Source organism: Bifidobacterium sp. RTP21102st3_E2_RTP21102_210122 (assembly GCF_040916945.1).
Classification (GTDB): domain Bacteria; phylum Actinomycetota; class Actinomycetes; order Actinomycetales; family Bifidobacteriaceae; genus Bifidobacterium; species Bifidobacterium longum.
On the sequence record NZ_JBCPAN010000003.1, the window covers coordinates 86,646 to 99,777 of the forward strand.

General features: G+C 59.9%; 10 protein-coding genes. 4 read left to right on the plus strand and 6 right to left on the minus strand.

Going from position 1 to position 13,132, the window contains the following annotated elements; translation table 11 throughout:
• The first annotated feature begins 34 nt into the window (after positions 1–34).
• A complete protein-coding gene (gene smc, locus AB5287_RS04210; protein ID WP_007052576.1) occupies positions 35–3,712 on the plus strand; it encodes a chromosome segregation protein SMC in 3,678 nt (1,225 codons plus the stop codon).
• A gap of 118 nt (positions 3,713–3,830) precedes the next feature.
• Here the strand turns inward: smc and AB5287_RS04215 are convergent, their stop codons facing one another.
• Positions 3,831–4,826, minus strand: a complete 996-nt coding sequence (locus tag AB5287_RS04215; protein WP_115797243.1) for a GNAT family N-acetyltransferase — start codon at positions 4,824–4,826, stop codon at positions 3,831–3,833.
• Positions 4,827–4,947: 121 nt separating this feature from the next.
• A complete protein-coding gene (locus AB5287_RS04220) occupies positions 4,948–6,501 on the minus strand; it encodes a UDP-N-acetylmuramoyl-L-alanyl-D-glutamate--2,6-diaminopimelate ligase (RefSeq protein WP_007054433.1) in 1,554 nt (517 codons plus the stop codon).
• A gap of 138 nt (positions 6,502–6,639) precedes the next feature.
• On the opposite strand from AB5287_RS04220, the gene AB5287_RS04225 reads away from it, so the two are divergent.
• Entirely contained in the window at positions 6,640–7,428 is a 789-nt protein-coding gene (locus tag AB5287_RS04225; protein ID WP_007054434.1) for a sigma-70 family RNA polymerase sigma factor, read from the plus strand.
• Positions 7,428–7,748: a hypothetical protein gene (locus AB5287_RS04230; protein ID WP_007052582.1), complete on the plus strand. Its 321-nt coding sequence runs from the start codon at positions 7,428–7,430 to the stop codon at positions 7,746–7,748. The genes AB5287_RS04225 and AB5287_RS04230 overlap by 1 nt, the downstream gene beginning before the upstream one ends.
• A gap of 265 nt (positions 7,749–8,013) precedes the next feature.
• Here the strand turns inward: AB5287_RS04230 and AB5287_RS04235 are convergent, their stop codons facing one another.
• Both AB5287_RS04235 and AB5287_RS04240 read right to left on the minus strand, forming a co-directional pair.
• Positions 8,014–8,958: an aldose 1-epimerase family protein gene (locus tag AB5287_RS04235; protein ID WP_007054436.1), complete on the minus strand. Its 945-nt coding sequence runs from the start codon at positions 8,956–8,958 to the stop codon at positions 8,014–8,016.
• Between the two features lie 124 nt (positions 8,959–9,082).
• A complete protein-coding gene (locus AB5287_RS04240; protein ID WP_007054437.1) occupies positions 9,083–10,039 on the minus strand; it encodes an aldose 1-epimerase family protein in 957 nt (318 codons plus the stop codon).
• A 269-nt stretch (positions 10,040–10,308) separates the two neighbouring features.
• Between AB5287_RS04240 and AB5287_RS04245 the strand changes: the two genes are divergently transcribed.
• Positions 10,309–11,322, plus strand: coding sequence for a 4-hydroxy-3-methylbut-2-enyl diphosphate reductase (locus AB5287_RS04245; protein ID WP_254992155.1), 1,014 nt, complete (start codon positions 10,309–10,311; stop codon positions 11,320–11,322).
• 39 nt (positions 11,323–11,361) lie between these two features.
• On the opposite strand, the gene ybaK is transcribed toward AB5287_RS04245, so the two are convergent.
• Together ybaK and gap are read right to left on the minus strand one after the other, a co-directional pair.
• Positions 11,362–11,871, minus strand: a complete 510-nt coding sequence (gene ybaK / locus AB5287_RS04250) for a Cys-tRNA(Pro) deacylase (RefSeq protein ID WP_007054439.1) — start codon at positions 11,869–11,871, stop codon at positions 11,362–11,364.
• Between the two features lie 93 nt (positions 11,872–11,964).
• Positions 11,965–13,023, minus strand: coding sequence for a type I glyceraldehyde-3-phosphate dehydrogenase (gene gap / locus AB5287_RS04255; RefSeq protein WP_007052589.1), 1,059 nt, complete (start codon positions 13,021–13,023; stop codon positions 11,965–11,967).
• Positions 13,024–13,132: the final 109 nt, after the last annotated feature.

Here is a 13,132-nt window from a genome sequence, read left to right on the forward strand (position 1 = left end):
CGGACACCCGGCATACGGAAAACAGTCTCACGCCATGTATCTCAAGGAACTCACCCTCCGCGGATTCAAATCCTTCGCCTCCGTCACCACGCTGCGCTTCGAGCCCGGCATCACGGCGGTGGTCGGCCCCAACGGTTCGGGCAAGTCGAACATCGTCGACGCCCTGATCTGGGTAATGGGTGAGCAGGGCGCCAAAAACCTGCGCGGCACTTCGATGGAGGACGTGATTTTCGCAGGCACGTCCTCCCGCCCGCCATTAGGCCGTGCACAGGTGAGCCTGACCATCGATAATTCCGATCACACGCTCGATATCGATTACACGGAAGTCACCATCTCCCGCACCATCTTCCGCAACGGAGGCTCCGAATACGCGATCAACGGCTCGCAATGCCGCCTGCTCGACATTCAGGAACTCCTCTCCGATACCGGTCTTGGCCAGCAGATGCACGTGATCGTAGGCCAGGGACGATTGGATGCGATTCTGAAGGCCGACCCGTCCGGCCACCGTGCGTTCATCGAAGAGGCCGCCGGCATCCTGAAGCACCGCAAGCGCAAGGAACGCGCGTTGCGCAAGCTGGCCAATACCGAAACGAACCTGAGCCGACTCGACGATTTGCTGGGGGAGATTCACCGTCAGCTCGGCCCCCTCGGACGCCAGGCACGCATCTCCCGGCGCGCCGACGCGATTCAGATATCCGTACGCGACGCCCAAGCCCGCCTGTACGCCGAAGACGCTCAACGCTCGATGAGCCGTCGCGACACGGTACGTCAAGAACTTGGCGCTGTGCGCAACCAGCTGGCCGTCGCCCAACGTGAACTCGCCCAAGTCAAAGTACGCATCGAACAGGTCGAGGCGTTGAGCTCCGAATCCAGTCCGGCCATCGCCAAGGCCAACCAATACTGGCATGAATTCTCGCAGACCCGCGAACGACTGAACGCGCTCGCCCAGTTGGCCGAAGAGCGCAGCCGGTCACTCACCGGCCAGATCGTCACCAACTTCGGTGAGGATCCCGGCATGCTTGTCAAACGAGCCGAGGAACTGGAGTCTCAGGCAGCGGCACAAACCAAGGCCGTGGCCGATGCGCGCATCGCACTCGACAAGGCCACCGAGGAACGCGCCGACGACGAGAAAAAGCTTGCCTCAGTCCGCCAGACCTTGACGGAACTGCGCAAAACCGCACAGGAACGCGATGCGCAAATCGCCCGACTGCGCGAACTCATCGCCCGCGAGGAATCCGCCGTACAACTGGCGACCAGCCGCGCCAAGGATTACGCCTCCCAACGCGACTCGCTGACTTCCCAGCGCGACGATGCCCAGCAACAGCTGGACGCATTGCGCAGCGAAGCGGACTCCATTGCCGACGATGACGGTGCCGCATTGGACGCCGCACGTGCAACGCTCGCCGAATGCCGCGAACGACTGAATGAACGCGCCGATAAGCAGCGCGAGATACAGTCCAAGATCATCTCGCTCAAATCCAAGGCCGATGCGCTTGCCGACACGCTAGACAGCCGCAATGCCTCCGGATCGTTGGAGCGCGATACGGACGTGGCCTCGCTTGGCCGACTCACCGACTTCATCCATGTGGCCGAAGGCTGGGAAGAAGCCGTGGCCCACGCGCTCGACCAGTATGCCAGCGCCATCGTGGTACCCGCGGCAGGCAACATGTTGCACGCCCTCGAACGCGCTCGGGAAGATAAGCTCGGCAAAGCCGTGGTGCTGACCGCGAGCATTGCCGGCGATCCCGCCACAGAGCCGGGCACGGAGTCGGAGGAGAGTAGCGCCGAGAACGCGGGGGCCGCCCCGCAATCGGGCAACGCGCTGGCAGCACTCGTCACCGCGAACCCGGATGCCGAGAACCCGGCACAGGCCGAAGCGGTCGTGCGCACCGTGCGTCTCCTGCTGGCTGATGTAGCCGCGGCCGGCACCGCCGACGAAGCCCAACAGATTGTGGCATTCGGCGAAGCCATGCGGGCCGTCACCAAGAACGGCGAGACCTTCACACACGGCGTGGCGGCGGTCGGCGGCTCTTCAATCTCTCAATCGGACCTGTCTCTGGCCGCCCGCCGAGACAAAGCATTGGCACAGGTCAAACAGTTGACCGCCCAAGACGGCGGAATGGCTGAGCAAGTGGCCGAGGCCAAAACCAAGCGCGATGAAGCGGCTCGACTCGTCGACCAGGAATCCGCCAAACGCACCGAAGCCCGGCTCAAAGCCCAGCAGGCGGAGAAATCTCTGAAATCCGCCACAGATCGCGTCGCATCGTTCACCCGTCAGCTCGAGCAGCTGGATAGGAAAATCACCGAGACCCAAGAGAATTGCAACGAGCATCAGCTCAAGCTTGACGACCTCAATCGCGCTTTGGCATCGGCCCAGCAATCCACAGCGGAACATGCCGATTTCGACGAACTCGATGAACGCGAACGCACGCTGGAGCGCGAACTGAACCTGACTCGCGAGCATGAGGTCGCCGCAAAAATCGCGTGGACCGAAGCAAGCCGCAAAGGGGAGTCACTGAGCCGACAGGCCGGGCTGCTGCGGGACAACGCCAAAGAAACCGCCGAACGCCGCGCCCGCATCGAGGCGTTGAACGATCGCAGACGCGAGCAGGCCGCACACCTGCAAGGCGTGGCCGATGACGCGCGAGCAGTGGCCGCCATGGTAGAGCATACGCTGCATGACGTGGCCGCCAAACGAGACGAGCTGCAGGCCGCCGCCTCCAGCCATGACGAGGAACTCAAGGCCCTGCGCGCGCAGCGCAACCAGATCGAGCCCAAGGTCACCGATCTGACCGGGCGCGAACATGCCTTGGATGTAAACCGCGAACGGTTGGCCGCCGAATCCGGGCAGCTCATGCAAAAAGTGTCCGACGAACTCGGTCTCACTTTGGAGGAATTGGTTAGTGATTACGGCCCCGAACAGCCGGTGCCCGTGCTGGATGATGAGGGCAACCCTGTGCCGTTGGATGAGACGGAAGCTGAGGCTGAGACCGAAGAGGGAGAAACCGGGGGAGAGACCGGCACCAACGGCGATTCCGACCGCTTTAAGACCGTGCCGTATAACCGTCAGGAGCAGAAGAAGCGTCTCGATAAGGCTCGCCGCGATCTGGCCGCACTCGGCAAGATCAACCCTTTGGCCACCGAGGAATTCGAAGCGCTTGAGGAGCGGAACAAGTATCTCAATGATCAGCGCAACGATGTGGTCAAATCACGTGACGATTTGATGCAGCTCATCAAGGATCTCGATTCCACGATGGTCCAGGTATTCAAATCCGCGTTCGACGATACCGCCGAGGCATTCGAGCAGATGTTCGCCACGCTGTTCCCAGGCGGCACCGGGCGACTGCGCCTGGAAAACCCGGAAGACATGCTCACCACCGGCGTACTGGTCGAGGCCAGCCCGGCCGGCAAGCGTGTCAAACAGCTGAGCCTCCTGTCCGGCGGCGAACGTTCACTGACCGCGCTGGCGTTGCTGTTCGCGATTTTCACCGCCCGCCCCAGCCCGTTCTATGTGATGGACGAGGTCGAGGCCGCGTTGGACGACGTGAACCTGACCCGTTTGATTAATGCGTTCAATGAGCTACGCGCCCATGCGCAGCTCATCATTATTACTCACCAGCAACGCACCATGTCGATTGCCGACGCGCTCTACGGCGTAACCATGCGAGCCGACGGCGTAACAGCCGTGGTGAGCCAAAAACTCGAACGATAAATGAATGGTTCCTGCTGGTAGGAACTGGCGCCACAGGTGACAGAGGGTGGTCCATCTCGAAAGACCACCCTCAGTTTCGCTTCGCTCGACAGCTCCCACCAGCGGGAGCGGGGTGGTATTAGCGTAATGCCTTGCGCACGCCCTGCACAGTCTGCAGCGTCTTGTAGAAGACCTTCTTGATGGGTACGTCGCGGGCGGGGGCCACCGGGGTGATTTCCTCGGTGAACTTGCACTTGAACTCGTTAAGCCCCTTGAGCGACGGCGCGAAATCGGAGCCGATGCCCATCAGATCGTATTCCGTAATACCCTGCGAGCCCAGGATGCAGCATTCGGAATACAGCAGCTTGTCGGTCACATGCAGACGCATAACCTCGTTGCGCATGCCGGCATAGTAGCGCACCGCATGCGTGCCGTTCACGGTGACAATCGACCATGCCACCACACGGTCTTCAATACGTGCGGCGAACACACGGCAATGATCGGCACCCAACGCGCCGATCATATCGGAGTAGTCGCTCATCGGAGCAGGCGTGAATCCATCGCGCTGGCCGGTTTCGACCATCACATCGTAATATTCGGAGAAATCGGTCAGGGCCTTATCCGTCTCATCGGCAACCTCGGCCGGGCATTCACGTAGAGACTTGCGCACGTCACGGCGTCCACGACGCTTCATCCGAGCCAGAATCTCATCATCGCCACCGGTGATGTCGATGACCACGGTCTGGTCGTACGGCACTGTGGACAGCACCTTCTCCGTACCATCGGCGAACCAGGTGTCGATACGCAGGAACGCGATGCTCTTGTCGGCCTTCTTGACGGTGTCCACGATGGCGTCGACGACCTCGCGCTCCTCAGCCTCGGTGGGCTTGGCGACCCACGCCGGCCCATGCATCGAGCGCAGATAATGATAACCGTGCGTCTCAAAATCGATAAAAGAGATCACGGCGACCAATTCACCATCACGCTTGATCAGATAATCGCCCCATGGTGTGCGTCCGTCGATATCCGCCTGAAAACCAGACCAAACCTTGGTCTGTTCGATAGGCAACGTGATGCCGGCCTTCTCGGCTTCGGCTTCCAGTGTGGCTCCGTCAACTTTCTCCAACGTGATCATTACGATTCAGCTATCCTTTTTCGTTTGTATCCGTATGTCGTGTTTCTGGTTTGGTCGTATTGCGCGTGATCTGATGTGGGCTAATCGGGATCCGATCAGGATTTGATTGGCCGGAATCCCGTCACAAGCCAAACATGCGTTCGACGACGTGATCGTCGCCGTCGAACGGCACATGCTTGCGATGGTCCTTGATCCAACGCTCGTTGCCCTTGCCGATGATCAGCAGGATGTTGAATCGGTCGGCGTGCGCACGGGCATCGTAAATGGCGTTGGTGATGGCCGTCAGACGGTCGGAAATCACCGTGGAGACCACATCCTTGTTCGTGATGTAGCCTTGCATTTCCATGCAGATGTCGATGATCGGCTCGGTGTCCGTATCTTCGGCGGTGAAAATGAAGTTCGCGATACGGTTCTCGGCAGCCTCGACGATTTCCTTACGACGATCGTAGGCCTTGTTGCCGGCCGATCCGGTCACCAGCGTGATACGCGGGTTTTCCTCGCCCCAACGCTCGTAGACGAAGTCAAGCAGCGCGGTGACGGATGCGTAGTTGTGCGCATAATCGACGATGGCGAGCGTGTTTGACTGCGGGTCGCGGAACTGTTCCATACGGCCGGCGATACGTACGGATTCGATGGCGTGCAGTGCGTCGGCGTCATCGAGCGATACGCCAACCGCATGGGCGATGGCGATGGCTGCCGCCGCATTGAGGTAGTTGAAGTCGCCATCGATGGACAGATGGTAGTCGCCAAGGGCCTGATCTCCGTCGGCGATGTGGAAGGAGGCGTGCGCCGGGTCGGCGGGCCAGGCGACGACGTCCGCACTGGTGCCGGCATTATCCGCGTCATGCAGGGCGAAGGTGGTCACGCCGATGCCGGCTGCCTCCGCGTCCTCCCGCAACAGATCGGCGTGCAGACTGTCCGCGCCGAGTACCAGCGACTTCGCGTTGACGATGATCTGGCGCTTGCAATACAGGTAATCCTCGAACGTGGGGTGTTCGATCGGGCTGATGTGGTCGGGGGAGATGTTCAGGAACGCGGCCACATCGAAAGTCAGGCCATAGACGCGGTCCACCTTGTACGCCTGGGAGGAGACCTCCATCACCAGATACTTCATACCGTTATCGGCCGCCTCGCGCATCATGCGGAAGGCGTCCATCGATTCGGGTGTGGTCAGATCGGATTCGACGTAGGTGTGGCCGTCAAGGCAATTATCGACCGAGGAGAACAATGCGGCCTTGCCGCCGGAGACGGCGTTGATAAGCGCCTGCGTGAAGTACGAGGTGGTCGTCTTGCCCTTGGTGCCGGTGACGCCGATGACCGTGAGCTCGTTCTGCGGATATCCGTAGAACGCGGCGGACAGCAGGCTCATCGCCTTACGTGCGTCGTTGACGATCAGGCCGGGGGTGGCGGTTGCGGCTGAGTACTCGGTTTCGGCCACGTATGCGGCCAGGCCGGCTTCGTCGATGCCGTTCAGATATTCGGCCTTGAACTGGCCCTTGCAGCACAGCAGGGTGCCCGGCGTGACCTTGCGGGTGTCGTAGGTGATGCCGGCGAACGGCTCATCCGCCGAAGCGATACGGGCCGGGTCGTCGGTCCAGACATCCCCTTGGATGATTTCACGCAGCAGATGGTGTTCCTTGAGCAGGTCAGCGGCCGAAGCCAAAGTCAAAGCCATAATTGTTACTCCCTATTATCTAGCCGATACGCCATTCTACAGGTGGGGTGCAGCGTGTTGTGGCTCACACGTCATCGACCACGATATGGGCACATGATTTGATTAGAATGGTGAAACGTGACGACAAGCGAAGCAACTATGCAATCCGGGCAGTCAGCCGGATCGGGCGAGTCCATGGCAGCCAAGCGCGCCAGATTTGAACAGCTCGCCATGCCCGCCGTCAATGCACTGTACCGGCAGGCGATGAGGCTGACCAACGATCCCGATGACGCGCAGGATCTGGTCCAGGACACCTTCGAACGCGGGTTCAAGGCCTTCGACTCATTCCAGCCGGGCTCCAACTTCGAGGCGTGGATGACCACCATCGAGCGCAATGCCTACTTCAACCAGTATGCCAAGGCCAAGCGGCGCCCGCAGCGTGCCAACGACTCCACCGGTGAATACGACGACTGGGACATTTACGATGCCGCCGAACATACGTCGGACGGGCTCAAGTCCGCTGAAGAGGAATATTTGGACGCCTTCGCGCCCGAGGAAATCATGGCCGCGCTCGCCAAACTCTCGCCGGAACGCCGGCAGGTGTTCATCGACGCCGCCATCGACGGCAAGTCCTACCAGCAGGTGGCCGATGAGCAGGGCGTGAAAATCGGCACGGTGATGAGCCGCCTGAATCGCGCCCGCACGCAACTCAAGCGTGAGCTCGCCTCGTATGCGAAAGAGCGCGGGTATGTGACTGGTTCGTCGGCTGGTTCACCATCCGCGAAGTTGGGCGAAAACGTTGGTCGAATCGCCGATTCCGGCCATAATGGAAGTAGTGAACAAACTGTTGGTAGCAATGGCGACACGCAAGCCGCAGTGAGACATAGTCATGCGACTGGCGCCCGCACGCCACAACAGTCAAGCAAGCTTTCGGGAAAGGAGATCTGATGAACGATCAGCCGGTAGAGCGTACTCGCCATATCTCCATAACCCGTACGGGGGCCGATGGCATGGTCAGCCAGACCGAAGTGCATATCACGGCGGTGCATCATCGTTCAGTGGATACCGGCTCGGCCTCTGCGTCGGTCCAGGCGGACGTGCATATCGTTACGGAGGGCGACTGTTTTGACCCCCGTACCTGCTGCGACGAGCGTGAACAGGCGTTGATTGCCGCGTTGCGTGCCTACTTGCGCCCGGATGTGGCACCCGAATGTCTGATGGCCCGGCTCAAGGCCACGCTTGATCACTGCTGCGGCGAAGATAAGTAACGACATATACAACAAGGTCCGTCTGATGTATCATCAGACGGACCTTGAGCGTTCCATAAGAAACGCGAAGAATCAGGCGTTAGGACGCTTGCCGTGGTTGGCGGCCTTCTTACGACGATTCTTGCGCTTACGTCCGCGCATGCCCATGATGGACTCCTTTGCTGCAGTAAAAAAATAAGCCTTCGGAATTATGCCACATGAGCACGACGTGATGCAACACGGGTGTCCATGTGGCGATGAGCGTCAGGCTTGGCTATTCGGTTTTTCAGATTTGTTCGGCGTGGAAGGTGACCACGGTGGTGTAGTCATCGCCCGGCTCGAGCACAACCAGATCCTTGCCGGTGCGGAAGGCGTCGGCGTAGGCGGTCATCGGTTCGACGGCCACGCCGGCCTGACGAGCCTTCTCGCCGATTTCGTTGCCGGTGCACACCTGCCAGGAGTTGATGGTCTTGTCGCCAGTCAGCGTGACCTTGATGCCGTCGGGGCGGGTGAACACGGCGGAAGTGCTGCCGTCTTCACCGCGGTTGGTGATATCGGTCCAGGCATCGTCGAAGCCACGTCCCTCCAGCGTGGGGTTATCGCGCAGGTCGAAGATGCCGGAAACCGGCTCTTCACCGGTGGGCAGCAAGTGTTCGTCTACGGTCACGTGGGTGTCGCAGTGCAGCTCAAGACGGCAGGGCTCGTTGTCGGCGGTAATGGCCTGACCGGTGGCGTGCTTGCCGTTGGCCAGCCACGGGTGGATGCCAAATGCCCACGGTGCCTTCACGCTGTCGTTGTTGTGCACGGTGAAGGTTTCCGTGAGACCGTTCTCGTCAAGTGCATAAGTGGCGGTGATGGTGATATCAAACGGGTAGCCGGCGATGTCGGGGGAGCGCCAGGAGAGCGTCACGTGTGATTCCTGCAAATCAACGAGCTCCCACATGTAGCGGTAGGCATAGCCGTGCAGGGAGGATTGGCGGTCGAACTCGTCGATCGGCATCTGGTAGTCTTCGCCATCGAAAGAATACTGACCATTGGTCACGCGGTTCGGGTACGGTGCCAGCACCCAGCCGTTGCAGCAGGGAATGACCTTGTTCGGGTCGAAGGGGACGATGAGGTCTTCGCCGCGCCACTTCAGCTCGCGCAGGCTGGCACCCAGTTCGGTGACGACGGCACTCCATTCGCCGGACGAGATGACATATTGGTTACCAGTGCGAGGCTTCAAAGCCATAGTGCACACTCCTTTGTGGAACAAATTGTTATCGCTCACAATCGTATCGCATAAGTCCCAAGACGCGGCGGCACATAAGGATAAAAAATTGGCTCCCCTCTGGAGGGGAGCCAGCGTAACAGAACTACTTCTGGACTACTTCGTAGCGGACCACAGTGGTGTAGTCGCCGTTGGGGGCGAGCGTCACCAAGTGGTCACCAGTGCGGAAGGCATTGGCCGGGGCGGTCATCGGCTCGACGGCGATGCCATACGGATGCTCGGCGAACGGTGCGCCAGTGGCGGTGTAGCACTGCCAAGCATTAATCGTCTCATCGCCAATGATTTTCACTTCGATACCGTCCGGGCGGGTGAATGTGGTGGTGGTCGTACCATCGGCGGCACGCTCCACGTCAACCCAGGCATCATCAAAGGCGCGGCCTTCGAGCGTCGGGCCATCGTTCAGGTCGTAGATACCGGTAACCGGTTCGGTGCCGGTGGGAATCAGCGCCTCGTTCACCGTCACATGACTGGCGGCCTTAATCTGCAGGTGGCAGGCGGCGGAGTCGGCATCGCGTTCGGCGGCAGTTGCGCCCTGCTTGCCGTTGGCCAGCCACGGATGCAGGCCGAGAGCCCACGGTGCCGGTTCGTCGCCATCATTGCGGGCATTGACGGTCGCGGTCATGCCGTTGTCGCCGAGTTCGTAGGTGACGGTCACGGTCACATCGAACGGGTATCCGTCCAAGTTGGGGAAGCGCAGCGAAAGCGTCACGGCGCTATCGGTCAACGATTCAAGCTTCCACATGTAGTGGTAGGCGTATCCGTGGTTCGCATTGTTGCGCGGTGCGGGATGATATTCGTTAACCGGCGCGCAGTAATGCTTGCCATTGAAATCGTATTCGCCGTTTTCGATGCGGTTTGGCCACGGGGCCAGCACATAACCGTTACAGGTGGGGGTCAGGTCGTTGACGCCGAACGGGCAGAAAATTTCCTTGCCTTGATAATCGAATCGGCGAATCTTGGCGCCGAGTTCGCAGATGACGGCGGAATAATCGCCATAGTGAATCGAATACTGATTTCCGGTGCGTGGTGTTTTACTCGTCATGGAATCACTCCCGTAGTGAGGTTGGTGGGCCGGTAGCTCCTGCTATCGCTGGCCCCAGTCTAGCGCGTCTCCTCTATCGAGGCGGGGATTGGCGATATGCGGCATATAATAAACAATTCGTATAAACACGGTAGCAATACGTGGAGTGACGAGTCTCACACCATCATGCGAGAAGCACGTGGATTCCTTGGAAACCGGTGATTTGTGGGAGACGCGGAAAAGTTGTGACGGCAGATTCCTGTAATCCCTGCCTTACACTGGAAAACACTATTGACGTTCAGGAGGTTCCGATGACCAAAAGCGTTGTGCTCGCTGATCCGCGAGGCTTCTGCGCGGGTGTGGACCGTGCGATTCTTACCGTACAGACCATTCTCAAAGCCGCGGAGGCTTCCGGAAAGCGGACGCGCGAGGATGGGCTGCCCCCGGTATATGTGCGCCGGCAGATCGTGCACAACAAGCATGTGGTCGAGGACTTGGCCGGGCAAGGCGCGGTGTTCGTCCAGGAATTGGCGGAGATTCCGGATGCTGCTGCCCAAGCGGGTATTCCGGTGGTGTTTTCCGCCCATGGCGTATCTCCGGTAGTGAAGGCGGAAGCCGAACGTCGTGGCATGCATGTGGTGGATGCCACCTGCCCTCTGGTGGGTAAGGTGCACCGTGAGGTGCTGCGTTTCGTGCGCGAGGGGTATGAAATCGTCTATATCGGGCATAAAGGTCACGATGAAGCGGTCGGTGTAGTGGGGGAGAGCCCCGAACACGTGCACTTGATCGAGCATGAATCGGATGTCGATTCGCTGGATTTTGCGCCCGACACCAAGCTGGTGCTGCTCTCGCAGACCACGTTGAGCGTGGACGAGACCGCCGATACCATTGCCGCGCTGAAGGCCAAATTCCCTTGGATTCAAGAGCCGCCGAGTTCGGATATCTGCTATGCCACGTCGAATCGTCAGGCTGCGGTCAAACTGGTGGCCCAGCAGTCCGATTGCGTGGTGATTGTCGGATCGGCCAACTCCTCGAATTCCGTGCGACTGATGGAGGTGGCGCAGGAGGGCTTGGGGGAGCGCGGCAAAGCGTATCGCGTGGATGATGCCAGCGAGCTTGACCCGGCATGGTTCGAGGGTCTGGAATCCGTAGGTATCTCCTCGGGTGCCTCCGTACCGGACGAACTGGTGTCCGGTGTGATTGACGCTCTGCAAAACTTGGGCTTCACCGGTATGAAGTCCGTCGAAACCATCAAAGAAAACATGCACTTTGTGCTGCCGGCGGAGTTGCGCAGGAAGAAGTAGTCATTCTTGGCTCCCCTCCGTGAGGGGAGCCAAGAACGGTCACCACGTGCCGATTGGTGCGGCAACGGCGTTCAAGACCTTGAGCAGGTCCTGTGGATTCACGCCCACAGACAGGCCTCGCTTGCCGCCGGAGACCAGAATTTGGTCGAATTGCAGGGCGCTTTCATCCAACACAGTCTTATGACGTGTCTTCTGGCCTAACGGCGAGATGCCGCCAACCACATAACCGGATTCACGCATCGCCACCTTGGGATCGGCCATAGAGGCCTTCTTGGCACCTACGGCTGCAGCCAAGGCTTTCAAATCCATATGACCGCTCACCGGTACCACGCCCACCACGCGTTCGGCACCGGTGTCCGCCATCAACGTCTTGAACACCTGATGCTCGTCGAAGCCGAGCTTGGTGGCCGCCTCCACGCCGTAGCCGTCATCCATATGGTCGTTGGAGTGCTCGTATTCGTATACGTGGAATTCCACGCCCGCCTTCTCCAGTTGGACTGTCGCCGGAGTGGAACCCGCGCCCTTATCATGCTTGCTTTTCTTTGCCATGATTACCGTTCTACTACGAAGAAACCCCCGCACAAGGCGGGGGTCTCACAGCTTAGTTCTCAAACGAACCGTAGCGGCCTAGACCGCAATGGTTCACTCGGAGATCTCAGCGAAGTACAGCAGGGTACGGATCATGTTGGAGGTGAAGCCGTACTCGTTGTCGTAGAAGGACACGGTGCGAGCCAGGGTCACGCCATCAATGGTGTTGACGTCGGTCTGGGTCGGGTCGAACACGCCACCGTGGGTGTCGCCGAGGATGTCGGAGGAGACGATGCCCTCATCGTTGTAGCCGTAGTAATCGGTGTCGGAGAAGGCAGCCTTGAAGGCGGCGTTGATCTCGTCGGCGGTGGTCTCGGTGTTCAGAACGGTGGTCAGCTCGGTGACGGAGCCGTCCGGAACCTGGACGCGCTGGGCGTGGCCCTGCAGCTTGCCGTTCACGGACGGAACGACCTTGCCGATGGCCTTGGCAGCGCCGGTGGAGTGGGCGATGGTGTTGATGGCGGCGGCGCGCAGGTTGCGGCCGGTCTTGGTGCCACGCGGGCCATCGAGCAGCATCTGGGTGCCGGTGTAGGCGTGGATGGTGGTCATGAAGCCGGCCTTGATGCCGAACTTCTCGTCCAGCAGCTTGACCATGGCGGCCATGGAGTTGGTGGTGCAGGAACCGGCGGAGACGATCACGTCGGAAGCCTTGAGGATGTCGTGGTTCACGCCGAACACAACGGTCGGGGTGGTGTCATCTTTGGCCGGGGCGGAGATCAGGACCTTCTTGGCGCCAGCGTTGATGTGAGCCTGGGACTTCTCGGCGGAGGTGTAGAAGCCGGTGCACTCGAGCACGTACTCAACACCGTCGTTCTTGACCCACGGAATGTTGTTGGCGTCCTTCTCGGCGTAGACCTTGTATTCCTTGCCGTCGACGATGATGGAGTCTTCGGTGGCCTTGACGTCAACCGGAGTGCCATCGTCATGACGGAAGGTGCCGTGGGTGCTGTCGTACTTCAGCAGGTAAGCCAGGGTAGCCGGGGTGGTCAGATCGTTGATGGCGGCAACTTCAATGTCACCAGCCTGGCCGCCGCGAGCCTGCAGCTCGAAGATGCGACGGAAGGCGAGACGACCAATGCGACCGAAGCCGTTGATACCAATCTTAACTGTCATGTAATTCTCCCTTGTAGGGTGGCCTTGGCGCGCTTTGGCACACCGGGCCATTGTTTACCAACAGTTGCTACTGTAATGCCGACTCTGTACACATGGCAACGTTTCAGCG